Genomic DNA, 21,800 nt, shown 5'->3' on the forward strand with positions numbered 1-21,800 from the left:
GTATCAAAAAGATTTGGTTTTATCATAGAAATCGAAATGACAAGATTGCAAAAATACCTTTGAACCTTTGGATCTCTGCCCCTTTGAACCTCCTTTTACAATTTCAAATCCTGATTAAATTCTTTTTCAGATTCTATCGTTTTGCCGTTGTATTGCAATTTCCAACCCATGGAATTCGTCAAAATCAAAATCTTAGACAATTCACTTATTAATCTGTTTTGAGCGTTTATTTTTAGGGATGATTTTTCAATTTTCTTTGCCAGATTCGCTTTTACTGATTTATTGATTTTATTATAATCGTCTCCAGTAAATGGATTCAGCTGACTTTGCTCAACATCATAAAACTTAATATCAGGATTGATGGTAATTTCTTCTTTTGGGATATTTAAAATCGTGATTGTTTTATTTTTTTCGTCGATGTCGTATTTCATTTTGTGCAAATCGTAGGCAACCGTAACATTTGCATTGACAACTACTAATGCTTTCTTCTCAAAAGAAACCATATCCAAAAAATATTTCTGCTGATTTTTATACGTGATTACTTCTGAAAAATGCCCTTCGGTAACAACTAATTTACCCACATTTAGAATTTGTTGTTGAATTAAATTGGTATTGTACTCAATATCCTTATCATCATCTTTTTTAAATTGGCAAAATTTGAAAGCCAAAATGATTAAGAAAACGACTGAAGCTAAAACTAAAATTCTTTTGAGTGTATTTTGCATTACTTTATTTTATTAGACTAATTTACTTCTTTTTTTAATAATGTAAATCAAAAGTTCGCCACGAATTCACGAATTTTATTTAATGCAAAATGGATAAATTAACGTCAAATTACACAAAAATTAAATTCGCGAATTGCTTCGACTGTTCACTATCGCTCAATTTGTGGCTAATTTTTATAAATTTTCTAGAAAGGATATCCAATAGCAATATTCAAAATCAGGTTTTCTTTTCGCCAGGGTCCGCTTCCAAAATCAATGTCTTTGATTACCCATCTTTCGCCGTCAGGTAGATAAGGTTTTCTTAGTGGAAAAGCCAAATCGGTTCTTAGAATAAAGAAAGAAACATCAAATCGTAAACCTACACCTGCCCCTACTGCGATTTCTTTCATAAAATCTTTAGATATTTCGGCTCCTGGTTTATCCGGATCTTTATTCATCAACCAAATATTTCCGGCATCAATAAATGCAGCACCTTTTACAATACTAAAAAGCTTCGCTCTGTATTCGGTACTGAATTCCAACTTCAAATCTCCTGACTGATCTGGCAAATAATTGTTTGAAGTTTCAGTATTCAAATAACTTCCGGGTCCAATTGATCTTGCTCTAAAGGCTCGAATACTATTGGTTCCACCTACTACAAATTGCTTCGATGTTGGCAACACACCTGAATTACCGTACGGAATTCCAACACCAAGAATAACTCTGCTAGCCAACTGACTTTCTTTTCCAAGTTTTAAATAATGCCTGAAGTCTCCTCTAAATTTTGCGTATTGACTAAAAGGAACATCAAATATTTTGATTGTATCGTTCTTTTTGACATTTGCTCCGGTAATTAAACCCGTAACATTTCCTGCCAAATCAGCTTCTCCGCTAAAATAAAACGTATTCTTTTTACGCTTTTGCATTGTATTGGTGTACGTATAAGTATATGTTGGACCAAAAATCAATTGCTTTTCAATTACTTTTCCCAGCGATGCATCGTCTTTAATATCATCCAAATATTCCTGTGTTACATTATTCGGACTCACATAGGTAACATCCATTATATTTAATTGATGCTCTTTTCGAACATTCTCTTTCCATAAATAACCGTATGACGCTTTAAATGAATTCAAAGCATATAATTGTGTTCTGTTTTGATATTCATACCTCACTGTTGCTTTGGTTCTTGGGACATATTCGCTCGAACCTTCAACATGAAAAAACGGAACAATAAATCTTGGCCAGGTTAAACTGGTTTCTGTTCCCACTTTATAAATATTCTTACCGTTATTGGTTCCGGAAAGTTGAAAATCGGCTCCACCAAAAACAGAAACTGTCAACAATTCGGCACCACGAAATAAGTTTCTGTTGTTCCAATTGACATTAACTTCTGTTCCTGTATAACTGGCCGAATTGGTTTTTCCCAAAACCTCAACACGAATAAATTTCTTCGGTAATAGCGTTAAATAATAATAAGAATCTAAAGTTTTCGGCAAACTGTCAGAAGGTTTAAATTCATTTTTCACAAAACTAAAAGTTCCCAAATTCACAAAACGATTCAGCGTTAAATTGTGATCTTTTCTATTATATAAATCCCCCTTTTTGAAATAAATGGCGCGGTCAAAAACTCTTGGTTTAAAAGTATCTGCGGTATCAATAATCGTAAAATCTTTGTATTGAACTACATCTTCTTTGGTATATTTCAAACTGTCTTTCGAAATCGAAAAATTCGGATACACAATAATTTTATTAATCTTATAGGCTGTAAGCGCTTTCGGCGGTGTATCAGGTTTTATAACCAGTCTGACTTTTACTTCATGATCGCCTTTTGTACTGTCTACCTGAGCTAAAATATAATCCGGATTAAAGTAATAGTATCCCTTTTCCTTAAGTCTGGCATCTATTCTTTCTCTTTCCGCTTTAATGACATCTAAATCATACGGTTTACCTACTTTCAATAAACTCCTTCGGCTTGATCTTCCAATTATTCTTGACATGGCCAGAGAATCATCCGGAAAAGTCACACTTTTAATGATGTATTGTTGTTTTGGCGTTACCGTATATTCTGCTGTAGCTCTTTTATTTTTAGCTGTTGAATCGGCGCTGACACGTGTTTTAAAGTACCCTCTATTTTCGGTAAAATTTCGCAAAACGGATGCATTATAATCTAAATCAACTTTACTAAAAAGCACAGGAGGTTCTCCCACTTTTGTTCGAAGCCAATATCGAAAGCCTTTTTCTTTTTTAGGTTCGCCGGCAATGTTATATATCCATAATTTAGGACGTAATCCTAAAAATTGTTTGTTTGGTTTAGGACGCAACAAATCTTCCAGTTCTTTCTCCAGTTCTTTTCTGTCCTTCTTTTTAATAACCGAATCTTTTACCGTCACAGAACCGCCTGTGTACAATAATTCGCCTTCTGGCAGATATTTTGTATTACTGCATCCAAAAACAAAAAATAAGGACAGCGCAATAAAATACCTGATATATTTCGTTTTTATATTGCTATGTTTTTTGCTCATCTCCTTCTAATTGATTTTCGTCTTTCTCTTTCTCTTCTTTTTCTTTGAGTTTTCTCTTTTCCTTGCGCAGTTTTTCTTCTTTAATCATTTCTTTTTCTGCCAAACTTCTATGAAAGAGCTCTCTAAATCTATTGTAACTCATCGTAATAATAAAAGCAACTCCGGTTTCAATAACCTGACCTTCAACTGCAACCTGATATTCGTTTTTTCGATAAGCACGAAGCATATAACGACCGTCTTTTGTTAATTGGTAATCAAGTGCCACGTCGCCGGCAATATTGGTACTTTCTTCATTGGCGCGTTCCTGACCTTCAACGGCAAAACTGCTTCCAACCGTAATTTTTAAACGGTCATCGAGTAATTTTTTAGAAACTCCAACATTTAAATCTGTTCTGTTTTCTCTCGTTCCTGTTGTATAATCATCTGTAGATTCCAAATCAAATTCTAATTGAACACCGGAGATCAATTCTCCAGCAAGGTCATTCAACTGTTGAGACAGAATTTTACTCACACTTTGTCTGGCCAATGATTCGGCGCTCGTTCCGCCGCTTTCGCTTGCAAACGGATTTTCACCAATAAATCTGTTCAACAATAAAAGGGCAAAAACCTGTTTGTTTAATTCGGCTGGCTCTTGTCGCAATTGTTCCAATTTTTGTTGTGTAGTTTCTACGATCGCAGATGAAACATCATAATTTCCATCCGGCAGGACAATATCAAACGTGATTTCCGGCTTCATTAGTTCGCCATTCATTTTCAATAAAGTCTGAAACGGTATTTTCTGTTTATAGGTGTTTTTAACAGTTTGAGAGTCATTCCCTAACTGATTTCCGAGTAAATCGATTGGCGCTGCTTCTACTTTGTAAATCGCTGTAATATTTACATTCGCCATTGTTGGTTCCCCATTCCAGATGATATAACTTCCTTTCTGAATGTTGAATTTTCTTCGGATCATATTGAAATTCATTTCATATGCACCATCTGAAAATTCATATTTACCCGTTAAAGTTGTTTTTCCTGACGGATCAATTCCACCTGTCAATTCCGCTTCCCCTTTTAAATTCAGATAATCACCGTTTCCTTTATCGATTACTAACGTAAGATCAGCCTCTTTATCTATTGAGATTGCTACATTCACATCCATACCTAATAACTCTGACTGATCCAGTTTTTCTTTCATCGCAGCCGTTTGTTTTAGATACAAATTATCTTCGTCTACAAACTCAACAATTCCTTCTCGATCTGCAATTGATGGATCTGACTGTGGCAAAACAACTGAAAATTTAGTTTCATCCTTGATTTTGATACTACCGCCAACAACAGGATTTTCAAGTGTTCCTTTAATGTTCAGTTTGGTATCTAAAATCAAATCTCCATAAAACAAATCGTTATCTTTTTCTTTAGAATGTATCGCTCTAAAGTCATCCGCAACGACGGTTAATCCGAAATCAAAATTGGTATAATCTGCTGATTTAATTGTTCCGTTGATTGTCAGCTTATTATCATTTTCATCATTAAGGGTAAAACTGTCAAAAGTAATTACATCATTTTGAAGTGTAATTTTTTCATTGCCTGTTTTAAAATACGAATCGAATTTCGTCACTCTGAAACCGGCATCATTAAAATTCAATTCCCCATTAACTTTTGGTGCGCTGGCATTTCCTGTAATTTTGAAATTTCCTGATAAATAACCTGTTCCTTCTTTAATATTGTCCATACTGAAACCCTGAATACTTTTAATGTTGAGTTTATTCAGATCGAGATTAAAATCCAAATTTCCATCGGCAATGGCGTATGTTCCTGTTAGATTTACGTCGTTATCTTCGCCGGTCAGTGTGACATTAGCGTTCAGTACATTATTGGTTTTATTATCGACTTTAACTGCAATATCACCAACCGGTTCCCCTTTAAAAGCAAAATCATCAATTTTTATGTCTGAAGTAAAAGTTGGTTTTGTCATTACATTTTCGGCAACAGCATTTCCATTAATCAAACCTTGCATTAACAATTTATCTTTTTTGACGATATTCATAATCGTCTCGATTTTAAAGTTTACAAAATCAACTTGCAGTGGTGCGTTATCCTGAGTTCCCTGTGATTGAATTTTAAGTTCGTTTCCTGAATTCGCTATAAAGAATTTATTGACATAAAGTCTTTTTCCGCCAAATTCAATAGCGTTTTCAGGATCAATATTCCATTTGTCATAATTCAGTACGAAATTCTCTGCATCGATTTTGAAGATGTTTTTAGAATCTTCAGCTTTAAAAACGCCGGCAATAAAATACTGTTGTTTGTCTTTTGCATCTTTTACTTCTAATGCATAATCCAGAATATTATTTTCGATTTTTCCTGATAAACTCGTAAACGGAATTTTCAAAGAACCGCTTTCAATTGTGGCTACGGAAATTTGATATTCTAATGCATTTTCTTTTGCTTCGATATTTATTTTTCCGTCTGCGATTGTGTTATCGGCATAAACAATTCTCGGAATCGTTCCTTTAATTTCTAAAGAATCAGTTACGTTATTGTATTTCCCTTCGATTTTAAGAGGTTCTAAACCTGTTAATTTTGGAACTAATTTAAAAAGAATTGGATCGTTGTCAACGGTCAATGTGAAAGCCAAACGTTGTTCATCTGATTCACCATTTACTTTCGGATTTTTTAAATCGATATATTTTGACAATGATTTTTTTATGGCCGATGCTAAAGTTGTCAATTTGTATTTTCCATCCACTTCCGCTTTCAAAAATTGAGAAGAAATTTTAATGTTATTTCTGCTTTCATCTGAAAAAGCAATTACTCTAATGGAATCTAAAACAATTGGTTCTTTGTCCTGTAAAACCTGAATGTTGGAAAGAAACACTTTTCCGTTTAAAAAATCAGGATTACTATTGGCGATATCCGCATCGATATTTCCACGCAGTTTCATTGGGCCCGCATGCAGATGCAGTTTTTCTAAATCGGCTATATCCAGGTTTAATTTTAATTGAATGGCCGGATATTTATCTTTTGTATTTCCACTAGCAACTAAATCAAAATTCAAATTCGGATCTTTCATTCCTGATTTAACTGCGAATGAACCGTTTTCGATATTTCCTTTTAAAGCTAAATCTCTATAGGTATATTTATTGAAAACAGCTTTCTGAACCAAACCATCAAAATCAGCCTGAGCTGTTTTCGGATCCAAACCTTTGCCTTTTACTTTCGCTTTAAGCGTAATTTTTCCAATCGAATCGTTTTTGATTAATCTGCCTAAATCGAAATCCAATAAATAAACGGTTGCATCGTATTTCTCTCTTTTCTTAACGCGTTGGTCAAATAAAGCATCAATTTTTGCATTTCCAAAACTGCTGTTTAAAGCCAGATTCGTTTTGAAATTCTGCACCGAACCTTTGAATTTTCCCTGCAAACTCAACTGAGAAGGCAATTGAATATTTTTCGGAATGGTTTCCGCCGGCACAAATCCATAAATATCTTTTGAAGTACTTGAAAGTTTCTTAATATCTAAATCGTAATACGCTTTTTGAGCATTAGGCAAACCTTTTATTTTCCCCGAAAGGGAAACTTTTGTCGTCCCGATTCCGCTCATTTCGAATTGTGGAATAGTCAAATCTTTTACTTTTCCGCTCAAGCGTGTATTCAAATATAAAATTGCGTTTGGATTACTTTTAAACGGATTTGTTTTCTGTAAATCCGGAGCAAATAATAAAATGTCTTTAAATCCGATTTTCGATTGATTTAAATTTGCATCCAGGCTCAAATTCGCAATATCCTTTTTTAAAGCCTCAAGCGAAGGATAGGCAACTTTAATTTTATTCTGAAGAAGGGTTTGTGGTGTTCTTAAATACAAATTCTCTAAAGAAGCATTTTTAGGCCCATAGAAAAAATCGGTTTTTAAAGCCTGAACTTGCAAACCGCTTTTATCATTTACGGCAAGTGCTTTTATATTTCCCAAAATCGTATCATTTCCGTAATACAATTTCTCGGCTTTAAAATTGAATTTATCCAAATCCATATGGCTGTAATCGATTCCTTTTGAAAGCGGTTTAGATTGCATATCATCAAATTTGAAAGCGATATTTTCTAAATTAACATCAGCCAGTTTTACTTTCCAGCCCGATTGTTTGATTGAAGTTGTATCCAAACTTGGCGCCTGAATTTGTTTGTCTTTTGCCCCTAAACGCAAATTACCTTTTAGATTTTTCACTTCGAAAGTATTAAAATCTAAAAACTGATTGTTCATATCAATTTTATTGACTGATAAATCCAGATTACCGAGTTTAATCCCTGAGTCTAATTTGGAATCTTTGTTATCATATAAAAGATCAATTTGCGATAAACTGATTTTTCCGAGTTTTAAACTAAAGTCTTTTCTTTTTGAAATTGTATCAACTGTTTTTACTGAAACCTCAGCGATCTTCTCTACAACATCCTGATTCAAAACAACCCGTAATCCATTTAAAGCAATATTCGGAATATCGAAATTCATTTGATCCAAATCGAATTCATTGAATTTCGTATCAAAATGCGTCAGTTTTACACGAACATCATTTTTAGAATAATCGTCTTTAAAATTGAATTTTATGTTATCGAGATTTACTTTTACGACCGATATCTTGAATGGCTTGCTATCCGGATCTTTTGGTTCTTCTGGTTCTTTTGATTCGAAAGCTTTTATGATATAATCGAAATTGAAAACGCCGTTTTTATTTCTGGAAATATTGGCTGTCGTATTTTCTAAGGAAACCGAGTTGATTTCCAATTCACTGCTTACTAATTTAAACAAATCGACATCTACAACTAAACGTTTACCAGCAAGCAAAGTATCCTTCTTTTGATCTTCAAAATAGAAACCTTCCAGCACTACATCTTTTGGGAATTTAATTGAAATATGATCTAATGCAACTTTGGTTTTAATCTTATCGTGCAGATAGGTTATCGCTTTATCCTTAACGAAATTCTGTACTGAAGGAACCTGAATTAAAATAATGAGAAGTAATAAAAGTGCAATTATAGATCCCACGCACCAAAGCAGTATACGTAGTGTTTTTTTTAGAAAATGAATTGTTTTGGTATTCATACGTCAATAAAACACGTTAGATTAAAATTGCGTTATTATAAGGCTGTATTTCTACAGTTTACAAAATTGAAAAATTTAAACTTTAACAATTTACATAATTTCGCTCAATTATTCCAGAATTTTACGAACAAATAATTATTTTCCTACTTTTTGAGATTTGCCACGAAGGTGCTAAGGCACGAAGATTTTTTTAAAATTTAATGTTGGGCCATTTTTCGCCTAACGCATTTATTTTTTTCTGAAGATTGGCAAGGAATTTTTGATGTTGTTCTGATTCGGGATTGAAGCTTCTGTGGCGGAGACTTTTTTGAATTTCTGAGACTTCCTGCATTAGAGAAATACTTTCTTCTGCCATATAATTTTCACTGAATTTATGCCAGATAAAATCAATTGCAACTTGGTTTGGGTGCAACATATCCTCCGCATAAAAACGATAATCACGAAGTTCGTCCATCATGATTTCGTACGAAGGGAAATAATTGTGAATTGTAAATTGTGAATTGTAAATTTTTAAAACCTGATGCAACGCTGTAAACAAATGTGATTTACTTAGTTGATTTTCTGCGAAGCCGTCTTTGATGTGTCGTACTGGCGAAATGGTAAAAATGAAGTTTATGTTGGGGTTTATAGTCTGAATTAAATCGATTGTGTTTTCGATGCTTTTCTGAATCACATCAACCGGCAATAATTCTTTTGAGAATTGCTTTTGAGGGACTTTATGGCAATTAGCAACAATTTCATCGCTTTCCAGATTTCTGTAGATCCAGGATGTGCCGTATGTGATGATAATGTGTGTCGCTTCTTTTAATTGCTTGTTGGTTTCTGAAATAGCTTTATTTAAAGTTTCGAGTAATTCCTGTCTGTCGGAATTGCTTAGATCCGAATGTACTTCAAAAGAATGCCAGCGTTCGTTATGAAAAAAAACGTCTTTTTCTGCAAACCAGCGTTCAGAAACCGTTCTTTCAATTACTTTCTCTATCGAAACCGGATTGAAGATTATCCCAAACGGATTGGTTTCATTCTGAAATTTAAAATAATCAAATTTCTCCGCCATGTTTTCTGCAAAGCACGAACCAAATGAAAGCACTTTCGAATTATAATCGATTGGATTATTGGATTTTGATAGCGGAATTTGGATTCTGAATTGCATGGCTTTGAATTGAGACACGAATTTCACCAATTTTCACCAATAAAAAAACCAAATACAGAAGTATTTGGTTTTTAATTTATTTCAAAATTTTATTTACTTAATAAGTGTATTCAATTTCATATTCTATTGATTTACCATCACCTGCAAATGAAGTATGTTTAGTTGGATAGTTTTTATCATTATAAATATATGTCGTTAAGTAACTTGTAGTATCTACAGTTCCTGCAGTTGTTTTTACAATATTATTTTTTCCAAACTCACTGATTTCATTTAATAACAAATCAAATCCTAAAATATTTTTGAGCGGATTATTTTTAGTATCATATTCATAAGTTCTTGTAGCAGTTGAAGAATCGTTAATTTGTTCAATTTTCACCAGATTTCCATCTTTATAAGTCAAATTTCCTTCACTCCCTTTTGTTTCTTTCTTAGTACCAGGATCAACTGAATACCTTGTAAACGAGCTTAAATTCTGAGAAGTATGAGTATATACTGTTTTATCAATAAACTGCCCATCTGGAAATTGAGTGCTAAATTCTTCCCTAATGATTCTTGTCTTTAATCTATTATTTTGATAAGTATATAAAACTTCGGTATCTTTTGTTTCAACACCTTTTGTATCTATATTAAATTTTTCTTGTTTTACAATTACATTTCCGTTATAAGTAAAAATCGTTTTTGAACCGTCTTTAATACTACTTAGTAATTTATTGCCATCATAAGTTAAAGTGCTTTTACTATTTGTACCCAAATAGACCGATGGATATATATAAGAAATGGTTTTAGGCAAAATCGAGGTATCTTCTGTAGAAGTACCACCATTAGGAGAATTATCATCATTAGAACATGATGTAAGCACTAAATTTAAAGCAATAAAAAATAATAAAAGTTTTTTCATTTATTTTGGTATTTGTTTTCGGTTTGCAAATATAATTGAAATTTTTATGGGTAATAAAAATCAAACATTTACTTACAAAAAATAAGTAAAAGACAATAATTCCGAATTATAATCAATTGGATTATTGAATTTTAATAGTGGGATTTGCGTTCTGAATTGCATGGCTTTGAATTGAGACAAGAATTTTACCAATTTTTACCAATAAAAAAACCAAATACACAAGTATTTAGACAATTAAAATTTATGTCTAAGTCTAATAGGTATACTTTATATCTAATGTGTACTCACCTTCTTGTTGTGATATATTACTTACCGAGTTGTCTTTTATTGGATAATTACTATCATTGTATAAATAATTTGCCTTATGTACAATGTAAAATGGTGTATTCTTAATAGTTCTTGTCAGCTTTATAACATTGTTACTACCATACCCATTTATTTCCTGCAAGATTAGATTAAAACCTAAAATATTTTTAAAAGGATTATTTCTCGTATCATATTCATAAATATCAACTTCATGTCCATAATCAGGAATTGAAACAACATCGATGTCTCTTTTAATCAAATTATTTTCTTTATAAATAAGAATTCCGGTATAATCTATTTCAGTAGAATTAGGCATATATGAAATACAAGAAATTGTCCCATCTGGATTATGAGTATAATCGCATTTAACAAAATCTGCTCCGTTTGGTTCGCTTTCAGAAAAGGAAACTCTGGAAATTTTACTCGTTAACCTCCCATTTGAATAAGTATATGTTGTTTCTCTCACTTTAGTTTCTTTTCCTTGAGAATCTACATTAAATTTCAATTGTTTTACAATGAAATTTCCATCATAAATAAATTTTCTTTTAGAAGTTCCATCATCTATACTTACAACCTTATTTCCATCATAAGTCATTATTGACTTATAATTCCTTTCTGGTGAATTAGAATATGAATATGATATTGTTTTAGGTAAGATTAAGGCATCTTGTGGAGAATTATCACTATTAGTAGAATTATCATCATTAGAACATGATGTAAATACTAAATTTAAAGCAATAAAAAGTAATAAAAGTTTTTTCATTAATTTTGGTATTTGTTTTCGGTTTGCAAATATAATTGAAATTATTATGGGTAATAAAATTAAATATTTACTTACAAAAAATAACTAAAAGACAATAATTTCGAATTATAATCAATCACATTATTTTATTTTGATAATGGGATTGGGTTATGAATTGCATGGGTTTTTATTGAATCACGAATTTTTCACCAATAAAAAAACCAAATACAGAAGGATTTGGTTAAGTAAAAATTTTAAAATACTAATGATTAGTAAAAATATTGCACTATTTCATAAATAACTCCATTTATATAATGTTTATGTTCAGTCGGAAAACCATTATTATCATATAAATAAGAAAATGTTGATTCACCAAATGAACTATCAGTCCATTTAACTAAATTATTAAATGATGAATCAGATACACTATACATTATAAGATTTATACCTAAAATATTTCTCCTTGGATTTTTTTTTGTATCATATTCATACAATACCGTTTTAATATTCTCCTCATTATCTTTTCTTTCAGTCTTTATTAAATTACCATTTTTGTAAGTATGTTTTCCAGATGCTAAAACAATATCGTCAAGTGTTGGATTAATTTGTCTTTCTTCATAAGAAATTGTACTATCTGTGTTATGTGTATATTTTGTTTCCGAATAACTTGTTACATTCGGCCATCTTAAAATTTCAGCACTAACTTTCCCATTAACATATGTATATTCTATAGTATTTTTGAGAACTGTAGGTGATTGAAATACTTCAACTCTTGTAATTAAATTTCCTGTGTAAGTGTATTTAATTTCAAAACCATCATCATCAATCTCGCTTACTATTTTGTTCCCAACATATTTCACCTCTCTAGTATAAATTGGAGAATTATCAGAAGTAAGATGAATAATTTTTGTTGGTTTAATGGTAGTATCAATACCAGAATCTGATGAAGAATTATCACTTGAACAAGAAGCAATAAGCATCATTGACAAAGCACTAAATAGGCATAAAAATTTTTTCATTTTAATTTAGGTTAAATTTGGTTATGCCGCAAAGTAATACAACATAAAATCAAAACCTTACGGGATTCCACAACAAAATATTTAGTATAACTCAAATACTTATTAACACATTGAAAATAAACAACATAAATAAACAAGTAGCTGAGTAAAAATAACCAAAGCAAATAATTTTCGCAAATAATATAGTCTTTTTCTTGTTATTAATTGCTTTAGTATTTGAAATTATGTGCCATAAGAATTAAAACTTTCAAGACTAAAAAAAACACTGATAATTTTCACCTTTAAAAAAAATTACATTTTTAATAACAAAAATCAACTTCACAAACCCAAACAATTGCTTACTTTTGCATCTTCCACTTTTCTAAAAAATCATATGAAATTATTATATTCTTATATAATCAAACACAAAATGCTTTTGTTTTTTGCGTTGATTATGGCTTCCATAAACATTTGTTTCAGTTTATCAGACTCTATTATTACCGGTAAATTAATGCAGGATTGCGGTGTCGGATTACACAAATATGCTGGAAATCCAACTGGTTTTATCAAATCTTTATCTTTCTGGCTTGGGCTTTCACTTGGTGCTGCAATGGTTTCCAGAATTACCAAAAACTTTCAGGATTATTTTACCAATGTCGTTATACAGCGAACTGGTGCTCAAATGTATACCGACGGTATTAAAAAATCGCTTGATTTGCCTTTTGCAGAATTTGAAGATCAACGAAGTGGCGAAACTTTAAGTAAACTAACCAAAGTACGTTCTGATTCTGAAAAATTAATTACCCTTTCTATTTCTTTAATCTTTCAAACCGTAATCGGATTTGTATTCGTTATCGTTTACGTTGCCCGAATCGATTATCGTATTTCAATTATCTTTTTAATTACGGCTCCAATTATTGCTCTGGTAAGTTCTTATTTAGGAAAAAAGATTAAAGTTGTTTCTAAGAAAATCGTTAACCAAACCAATGCTTTAGCGGGTTCAACAACTGAAAGTTTACGAAATATCGAACTTGTAAAAAGTTTGGGATTAACTTATCAGGAAGAGAAACGTTTGAACTTAAATACCTTTAAAATTCTGCATTTGGAATTGGAGAAAATTCGTTTTATCAGAAGTTTAAGTTTTATTCAGGGAACTACAGTTCACTTTTTAAGAACCTGCGTGGTTTTTACTCTTTACTATTTCTTATTCGGAAATAAAATTATTGTGGGAGATTTATTGACGATGGTATTTTTTACTTTTTTCATTTTTGGTCCTTTACAGGAATTGGGGAATTTCATTATTGCTTTAAATGAGACCAAAGTTTCTATGGAAAACTTCAAAACTTTATTGAGTGCACCGAAGGAATTCCGCCCAAAAAATCCAAAACACGTTGGAGCAATTCAGTCATTGCTTTTTTCTAATGTAAGTTTCCAACATAAAACAGCTAAATTCAAAGCGGTTGAAAACATTAATTTCGACATTAAACAAGGCGAAACCGTTGCTTTTGTAGGACCATCTGGTTCTGGAAAAACAACTTTAGTAAAATTATTGGTAGGATTATATACGCCAGCTGAAGGTCAGGTTTTATATAATGATATCGATTCAACTGAAATTGATTTATTGGATCTAAGAAAACAACTAGGTTTTGTAACGCAGGATGCACAGTTGTTCTCAGGAACAATTCGAGAAAATTTATTGTTTGTAAAACCAAACGCAACCGATGATGATTTATATGATGCCTTAAAAAGGGCAAGCTGTGAAAAATTATTAAGACGCGCCGAAGACGGTTTAAACACTACTATCGGAGAAGGTGGAATTAAAGTTTCCGGTGGAGAAAAACAACGTTTATCTATTGCCAGAGCTATTTTAAGAAACCCGAATTTATTAATTTTTGATGAAGCAACTTCTGCATTAGATTCTATTACGGAAGAAGAAATTAATGCGACAATCAGAAATATATCAGATAAAAACAGAATCACAGTTTTAATTGCGCACAGATTATCAACTGTAATGCACGCAGATAAGATATTTGTATTGGAACAAGGTAAAATCATCGAGCAGGGAAAACACGAAGATTTAATCGTTGAACGAGGTTTGTATTATGCTATGTGGCGTCAGCAAATTGGGGAGCGTAAATAAAGGTTCTGAGATGCTAAGGAACTAAGGTTCTAAGTTTTTTCAACAATCAATTAAACGCCCTATTTGTCATTTCGACGAAGGAGAAATCCTCGCAAGTAACTCCGTAACGAAAATCAAATCTTTGTCGAGCTTCTCGCGAGGATTTCTCCTTTGTCGAAATGACATAAAATGAGAAAAATCATTTTAATCCTTCTAATCAGTGGCAAAAAAATAAGAAAGCCGAGAGATTTTTAAAATCTCTCGGCTTTCCTTTTTGAATATTATAAAAACTTAGAACCTTAGTTCCTTAGAATCTTAGTACCTTATTTAACAAACTCAACAGCCTTAGCCAAAGCCTCCGCAATTCCAGCAGTATTTTTACCTTTCCCAGAAGCGAAGAAAGGCTGCCCTCCTCCATTTCCTTCAATATATTTTCCTAATTCTTTGATCACTGCGTTTGCATTTAAGCTTTTTGAAGCAACCAATTCTTTAGCGATATAACAATGAATATTTGGCAAACCATCTTCAATAGAAGCCAAAACCACAAATGAATCAGCTTTTGAACTTCCTAATGCAGAAGCCAAATCTTTAGTTGATGCCATGCTCAAATCTACTTTTTTTGCAAGGAAATTTACGCCGTTTATTTCTTGAAAATCTTTCTCTAATTCTGATTTTAAAGCGCCTACTTTTTCTTTCAATAATTGCTCAATTTGTTTTTTCAATTTTGCATTATCATCCTGTAAAGAAGCTACTGATTTTAAAATATCCTGTGGGTTTTTTAATGTCTCTTTTATTTCAGCTAAAGTATTCTCCTGATTTTGGTAGAAATCTTTTACAGCATCACCTGTAATTGCTTCAATACGACGAATTCCAGCCGCTACCGCACCTTCAGAAATGATTTTGAAATGCCAGATTTCTGCCGTGTTTTTCACATGAATTCCACCGCAAAGTTCTTTGCTATCGCCAAATTCAATCATACGAACATTATCTCCATATTTCTCTCCAAATAAAGCCATTGCACCTTTATCTAATGCCTCTTTAATCGGAATGTTTCTGTGCTCTACCAATTGTAGTTGTGCTTCAATTTGTGCATTTACACTTGCTTCAACCTGACGTAATTCTTCATCTGAAACTTTAGAAAAATGCGAAAAGTCAAAACGCAAATAGTTCGGATTTACCAATGAACCTTTTTGCTCTACGTGAGTTCCAAGAAGGTTTCTCAAAGCCAAATGCATTAAATGCGTAGCAGAGTGATTTTTAGAAGTTGAACCTCTTAAATCGTTATTTACTTTTGCTACAAAACCAGCTTCAATATTTTCCGGCAATTGTTTTGCAAAATGCAAAATCAAATTGTTCTCTTTTTTTGTATCAATGATTTCAATCGTTTCATTTGCTGAAACTAGAGTACCTTTATCTCCAACTTGTCCTCCACCTTCTGGATAAAATGGCGTATTATCTAAAACGATTTGATACAAAATACCATCCTTTTTAGAATCAACTTTACGGATTCTTGTAATTTTCACTTCGTTTTCAGTCTTATCATAGCCCACGAAAGTTTCAACATTTCCTGGAATTAAAACTGACCAGTCTTCTGTAGAAACTTCAGAAGCGGCACGTGAACGTGTTTTTTGTTTTTGTAATTCAACTTCAAATTCTTCTTCATTATAGGAGAAACCTTTTTCTTTTAGAATTAGAGCTGTCAAATCTTTTGGAAAACCAAATGTATCATACAATTCGAAAACCTTAGCACCGGAAACTTCTGAACCAGAAGTTTGTGCAATTACATTATCCAACAATTGTAATCCCTGATCCAAAGTTCTTAAGAAAGAAGCTTCTTCTTCACGAATTACATTAGTAACCAATTGTTGCTGCGATTTGATTTCAGGGAAAAATTCTCCCATTTGATTTGCCAAAACTTCTACCAGTTTATTGATAAAAGGTTCTTTTGTATTCAAGAAAGTAAATCCGTAACGAATCGCACGACGTAAAATTCTACGAATTACATAACCAGCTCCGGTATTTGATGGCAACTGACCGTCAGCGATTGCGAAAGCAACGGCACGAACGTGATCCACCACAACACGAATCGCAATATTGGTTTTATTTTGTTCTTCTGAGATGTTTTTAACCTCATCCGAAGTATATTTTAATCCTGTAATTTGCTCTACTTTTTCGATAAGCGGTGTAAAAACATCAGTATCATAATTTGATGTTTTTCCTTGCAAAGCCATACACAAACGCTCAAATCCCATTCCGGTATCAACGTGTTGTGCAGGAAGTTTTTCTAACGATCCATCTGCTTTACGGTTGAATTCCATGAATACATTATTCCAGATTTCAACTACTTGCGGGTGATCGTTATTTACTAAACTTTTACCGGAAACAATAGTTTTTTCAGATTCCGGACGTAAATCAACGTGAATTTCAGAACATGGTCCACATGGTCCCTGGTCTCCCATTTCCCAGAAATTATCTTTTTTATTTCCAAGAATAATTCGGTCTTCATCAATTAATGTTTTCCAGATATCCCAGGCTTCCTGGTCGAAAGGAACATTATCTTCTTTGCTTCCTTCAAAAACAGAAACATAAAGATTTTCCTTTGGAATTTTATAAACTTCTGTCAATAATTGCCAAGCCCAGTTGATTGCTTCTTTTTTGAAATAATCACCAAAAGACCAGTTGCCCAACATCTCGAACATAGTGTGATGATAAGTATCAAAACCAACATCTTCAAGATCATTATGTTTTCCTGAAACACGAAGACATTTTTGCGTATCGGCTATTCTTGGGCTTTTTGGAGTTCCGTTTCCTAAAAAATATTCTTTAAACTGGGCCATTCCCGAGTTATTGAACATAAGTGTTGGATCGTCCTTAAGAACGATTGGAGCAGATGGAACAATTAAGTGTCCATTGCTTTTAAAAAAGTCTAAAAATTGTTTACGTACGTCTTGTGATTTCATATTTAAATTAAGAAAATGTATCTTTTTTATTAATGGGTCAATTTATGAATGTGCCAATTTGATAATGTGTCAATTAGATAATTCTTATTTAAAATTTATCTCCGTCAACAATAAATTACCCTATTACTACATTATCTAATTGACTCAATTATCTAATTATTTAATTGCTTTTTTAACTTGAAAAAAAGAGGCGAACAACTGAAACATTTACTAAATTTGTTCGACTAACTTATTTTACAAGCTGCAAAAATAGGGTATTTTAAAATATGGCGAAAGTAAAATATTATTACGACTCAGAAAATCTGGCTTATACAAAAATAAAAACCAGAAAAAGGGCGAAAATTGGCTATGGATTGCTATTTTTATTAGCCTCGGCACTGTTTGGTTTCCTAGTTTTTGTTCTTTTAATTAACACTCCTTTTTTTGAAACACCAAAAGACCGTTTGCAGGCACGTGAAATTGAGAATTTAAAATTGCAATATGCAATTTTAAATAAAAAAATGGATGAAATTGACGATGTAACCGAAGCCTTAGAAAACAGAGACAATAATATTTACAGAGTTTATTTTAATAAAACAGAAATTCCGGATTCGATTAGAAAAGCGGGATTCAGAGATCCAAAAAGATATAAAGATTTAGAAGGTTACAACAATTCGCAATTGGTTTTGAATACTACAAAACGAATTGATAAACTTTCGAAACAATTGGCGATTCAATCGAAATCATTGGATGAAATTTTGAAATTGGCGAGCGTAAAAGGCAGTTTATTATTGGCCATTCCGGCGATTCAGCCCGTTCAGAATGAGAATTTAAAACGTATTGCTTCAGGTTTTGGATATCGAATTGATCCTTTTACGAAAGTGCGAAAAATGCACAACGGAATGGATTTTACTGCCAACACCGGTTCTCCCGTTTATGCCACAGGGGATGGCGTTGTGGCAAGAGCTGATAATTCGGCTTCGGGATTTGGAAATCACGTTGTAATCAGGCATGGTTTTGGCTATGAAAGTTTGTATGCTCATTTAAGCAAATACAACTGCCGACCGGGACAAAAAGTAAAAAGAGGTGCTGTCATTGGTTATGTGGGAAGTACCGGAAGATCGGAAGGCCCGCATTGTCATTATGAGGTACATAAAGACGGAAAAGTCGTGAATCCGCTAAACTTTTATTACGGCAATATTTCGGCTGTAGAATATGTCACAATTTCACAAATGGCGAACCAGGAAAACCAGTCATTAGATTAATACTTTAAAAAGTAGTATTTTTGGAATAAAATAGAAAATTAAGAAACATGCATATTGAGCTTTCAAAAGATAAAAGATATTACAGCATTGGCGAAGTAGCCAAAGCTTTTAATGTCAATGCATCATTGATAAGGTTTTGGGATAGTGAATTTGATATTTTGAAACCTAAAAAGAATGCCAAAGGCAACAGAATGTTTACGCCGGAAGACATAACCAACCTGCAATTGATCTATCATTTGGTTAAAGAAAGAGGTTTTACGTTAGAAGGTGCGAAAACACATTTAAAAGAAGGACAAAAGAAAACACTAGATAAATTCGAAATAATACGTAAATTAGAGACCATAAAAACACAATTAAACGAAATAAAGAACGAATTATAATAATAAATCAAAAACTAACAAACTTAAATTAAATACACATGAAAAGATTTTTGCCTTGGATTATTGGAGCTGTCCTTATCATTATCATTTACAGCTGGGTTAAAGGAATTAACAATACTGCAGTAACATTAAATCAAACTGTAGAGCAATCTTGGGGAGATGTTCAAACTGCTTACCAAAGACGTAATGACCTTATCGGAAATTTAGTAAACACTGTAAAAGGTGCTGCTGATTTCGAAAAATCAACTTTAACGGCTGTAATCGAAGCTCGTGCAAAAGCTACAAGTGTAACTGTAGATCCTTCTAATATCACACCTGAACAACTTGCTGAGTTCAACAAAGCACAAAGCGGTGTATCCTCTTCTTTATCAAGATTATTGGTTTCAGTTGAGCAATATCCAACATTGAAAGCAAATGAGAATTTCCTGAAGTTACAAGATGAATTAGCAAGTACTGAAAATCAAATTTTGACGGCAAGAACACGTTTCAACGAAGCTGTGGCTCCTTACAACAACCACATCAAAACATTCCCAAATAGTTTATTTGCTGGTATGTTCGGTTTCAAAGAAAAAGCATACTTTAATGCGGTTGAAGGCGCTGATAAACCAGTTGAAGTAAAATTCTAAAAAATAATATTTTTGGTTGATGATTTTAGATTTCAGTTAGTCTGGAATCTAAAATCTGAAATCTAATATCTAAAATAACTCCAATGTCACAAGTAGAAGATTTTTTATCCAAAGAAGATGAACAAGCAATTGTTGAAGCCATTCGCGTGGCTGAAAAAAATACTTCTGGCGAAATTAGAGTACATATAGAAAAAACAAGTTCTAAAGCTCCTTTTGATAGAGCTTTAGAACTTTTTCATGAATTAAAAATGGATGAAACCCAATTGCAAAATGGTGTTTTATTTTATTTTGCTGTTGAAGATAAAGCCTTTGCTATTTGTGGCGATAAAGGCATAAATGATGCTGTTGCTGATGATTTTTGGGATTGTACCAAAGACGCAATGACAGCACAATTTAAAGCAGGAAACTTTAAGCAAGGGATTGTTGACGGGATTTTAAACGCCGGTGAACAATTGAAAAAATACTTTCCATGGTCTGAAGAAGACACAAATGAATTATCTAACGAAATCTCAAAAGGATAAATAATGAAAATTTCCAAAAACAAAATATCTAAGTCAAAAGGAATTTTTACATTATCCTTTCTATTAATAGCCCTTTTTACCACCAATTGCATTTTTGCGCAGTTTACAATTCCTGAAAAACCAAGTTTCCAGACTTCGGTTTATGATTATGCCAACATTTTAAGTTCTACTGAAAAAGCACAATTAGAAGAAAAACTAGTTCGCTATTCAGATTCCACTACAACTCAGATTGTAATCATTACCATCGAAAGTTTAAAAGGTGAAGACGTAAGTCAACTGGCTACAAAATGGGGACAAACCTGGGGAATTGGCGGAACGGCAAAAGACGATAACGGTGTTGTAATTCTATTGGCGAAAAATGAGAAAAAAATTGCCATTAATCCAGGATACGGAGTTGAAGATCGTTTAACAGCCGGAATTGGTGGAACTATAATTAGAAATATCATTATTCCGGAATTCAAAGCAGGAAGTTTTTATAACGGACTCGACAAAGGAACTGACGCTATAATTGATGTTTTTAAAGGAAAATTTAAAGGTGAAAGAAAACAACAAACCAAAGGGAAAAGTTTCCCAATATTACCTTTCATTGTTATTGTGGTAATTGTATTAATTTTACTGTCTCGAAACAAAAGAGGCGGTGGAGGAAATTCGGGCAACAACGGCGGTGGCGGCCCTAGCCTCCTTGACGTTATTATTCTAAGTAATCTTGGAAGAAGCGGCGGAGGATTTGGCGGTTTCGGTGGAGGATCATCAGGAGGTGGTTTTGGTGGCGGAGGCGGTGGCTTCGGTGGAGGATTTGGCGGAGGCGGATTCTCAGGTGGAGGCTCTAGCGGAGGCTGGTAACGCTTTTTGTTTCTTTTGTTTCAGGTTTCAGGTTTTATGCTGAAAATTAGTTTTCAGTTTTAAAATTCATAATTCACAATTTATAATTCATAATTAAAGATAGATGTTATCACATAAAGCAAAATACGCCCTTAAGGCCTTACTTTATTTAGCGGAACAAGACGAAAATCACATTTCGAGAACGATCGAAATTGCTGATGGCGCTAACATTCCTAAAAAGTTTTTAGAACAAATTTTATTGGATCTAAAACGAGGACGTTTTGTGAGTAGTAAGCAGGGAAAATTTGGCGGTTATTACCTGATAAAATCTAAAAATGAGATCACTTTGGCCGAAATTCACCGTTTATTTGATGGTGCAATTGCGCTTTTGCCTTGTGCTTCTTTAAATTTCTACGAACCTTGTTCTGATTGTAAAACCGAGTCGGAATGCAGTCTGCGACACGGTTTGCTTCTTATTAGAGACAAAACTTTGAAGGCAATGGAAGGCATTACAATCGCCTCATTGGTAAAGAAATAAAAAAATATCCCCTAAACCCTATCGATTTAATAGAATTTGTATATATTTGCCAAAAATAATTAACAAATCATTTACAAATTTTTAACCCATGAAAGTACATTCAAGTAAATCAGGTGTAACAAAAAATCTTTTGCAAAGTAATTATAGTCCATTCACAACTGTGAAAAACAATTCATTTATGATGTGCATG

15 protein-coding genes are annotated in these 21,800 nt (G+C 32.8%); 7 read left to right on the plus strand and 8 right to left on the minus strand.

The genetic code is table 11. The annotated features are described in order from the left end of the window. Positions 1 to 95: 95 nt before the first annotated feature. The 7 genes from IRZ99_RS16090 to IRZ99_RS16120 all read right to left on the minus strand — a co-directional run bounded on the left by IRZ99_RS16090 (position 96) and on the right by IRZ99_RS16120 (position 12,421). Positions 96 to 725: a DUF4230 domain-containing protein gene (locus IRZ99_RS16090; protein ID WP_194658238.1), complete on the minus strand. Its 630-nt coding sequence runs from the start codon at positions 723 to 725 to the stop codon at positions 96 to 98. A 185-nt stretch (positions 726 to 910) separates the two neighbouring features. After that, positions 911 to 3,229 carry a BamA/TamA family outer membrane protein gene (locus IRZ99_RS16095; RefSeq protein WP_194658239.1) on the minus strand — a complete coding sequence of 773 codons (2,319 nt, stop codon included), beginning with the start codon at positions 3,227 to 3,229 and terminating at the stop codon, positions 911 to 913. After that, on the minus strand, positions 3,213 to 8,306 hold the full coding sequence (locus IRZ99_RS16100) for a translocation/assembly module TamB (protein ID WP_194658240.1): 5,094 nt from the start codon (positions 8,304 to 8,306) through the stop codon (positions 3,213 to 3,215). The genes IRZ99_RS16095 and IRZ99_RS16100 overlap by 17 nt, the downstream gene beginning before the upstream one ends. A 190-nt stretch (positions 8,307 to 8,496) precedes the next feature. Then, positions 8,497 to 9,456 (minus strand): GSCFA domain-containing protein, encoded by a 960-nt coding sequence (locus tag IRZ99_RS16105; RefSeq protein ID WP_194658241.1) that lies wholly within the window; start codon positions 9,454 to 9,456, stop codon positions 8,497 to 8,499. Between the two features lie 97 nt (positions 9,457 to 9,553). After that, positions 9,554 to 10,354 (minus strand): hypothetical protein, encoded by an 801-nt coding sequence (locus IRZ99_RS16110; RefSeq protein WP_194658242.1) that lies wholly within the window; start codon positions 10,352 to 10,354, stop codon positions 9,554 to 9,556. A 253-nt stretch (positions 10,355 to 10,607) separates the two neighbouring features. Then, on the minus strand, positions 10,608 to 11,255 hold the full coding sequence (locus tag IRZ99_RS16115; RefSeq protein ID WP_194658243.1) for a hypothetical protein: 648 nt from the start codon (positions 11,253 to 11,255) through the stop codon (positions 10,608 to 10,610). Between the two features lie 416 nt (positions 11,256 to 11,671). Next, on the minus strand, positions 11,672 to 12,421 hold the full coding sequence (locus IRZ99_RS16120; protein WP_194658244.1) for a DUF5004 domain-containing protein: 750 nt from the start codon (positions 12,419 to 12,421) through the stop codon (positions 11,672 to 11,674). Positions 12,422 to 12,794: 373 nt separating this feature from the next. On the opposite strand from IRZ99_RS16120, the gene IRZ99_RS16125 reads away from it, so the two are divergent. Beyond that, positions 12,795 to 14,540, plus strand: a complete 1,746-nt coding sequence (locus tag IRZ99_RS16125; protein WP_194658245.1) for an ABC transporter ATP-binding protein — start codon at positions 12,795 to 12,797, stop codon at positions 14,538 to 14,540. A 302-nt stretch (positions 14,541 to 14,842) separates the two neighbouring features. Here the strand turns inward: IRZ99_RS16125 and alaS are convergent, their stop codons facing one another. Continuing rightward, positions 14,843 to 17,479: an alanine--tRNA ligase gene (alaS, locus tag IRZ99_RS16130; RefSeq protein ID WP_194658246.1), complete on the minus strand. Its 2,637-nt coding sequence runs from the start codon at positions 17,477 to 17,479 to the stop codon at positions 14,843 to 14,845. A gap of 266 nt (positions 17,480 to 17,745) precedes the next feature. Here alaS and IRZ99_RS16135 point away from each other — a divergent pair, with 266 nt between their 5' ends. From IRZ99_RS16135 to IRZ99_RS16160, 6 genes are all read left to right on the plus strand, one after another. Next, the gene (locus IRZ99_RS16135; RefSeq protein ID WP_194658247.1) at positions 17,746 to 18,723 is read left to right on the plus strand and encodes a peptidoglycan DD-metalloendopeptidase family protein; all 978 of its coding nucleotides are present in this window, start codon (positions 17,746 to 17,748) and stop codon (positions 18,721 to 18,723) included. A gap of 47 nt (positions 18,724 to 18,770) precedes the next feature. Continuing rightward, the gene (locus tag IRZ99_RS16140; RefSeq protein ID WP_026985753.1) at positions 18,771 to 19,103 is read left to right on the plus strand and encodes a MerR family transcriptional regulator; all 333 of its coding nucleotides are present in this window, start codon (positions 18,771 to 18,773) and stop codon (positions 19,101 to 19,103) included. 38 nt (positions 19,104 to 19,141) lie between these two features. After that, positions 19,142 to 19,729: a LemA family protein gene (locus IRZ99_RS16145; RefSeq protein ID WP_026985752.1), complete on the plus strand. Its 588-nt coding sequence runs from the start codon at positions 19,142 to 19,144 to the stop codon at positions 19,727 to 19,729. 83 nt (positions 19,730 to 19,812) lie between these two features. Further along, on the plus strand, positions 19,813 to 20,250 hold the full coding sequence (locus IRZ99_RS16150) for a TPM domain-containing protein (protein ID WP_194658248.1): 438 nt from the start codon (positions 19,813 to 19,815) through the stop codon (positions 20,248 to 20,250). Positions 20,251 to 20,253: 3 nt separating this feature from the next. Further along, a complete protein-coding gene (locus IRZ99_RS16155) occupies positions 20,254 to 21,093 on the plus strand; it encodes a YgcG family protein (protein WP_194658249.1) in 840 nt (279 codons plus the stop codon). 103 nt (positions 21,094 to 21,196) lie between these two features. Then, the gene (locus tag IRZ99_RS16160; protein WP_056195014.1) at positions 21,197 to 21,610 is read left to right on the plus strand and encodes an Rrf2 family transcriptional regulator; all 414 of its coding nucleotides are present in this window, start codon (positions 21,197 to 21,199) and stop codon (positions 21,608 to 21,610) included. The last annotated feature ends 190 nt before the right edge of the window (positions 21,611 to 21,800 follow it).

This window comes from Flavobacterium sp. LC2016-12 (assembly GCF_015351595.1).
GTDB lineage: Bacteria > Bacteroidota > Bacteroidia > Flavobacteriales > Flavobacteriaceae > Flavobacterium.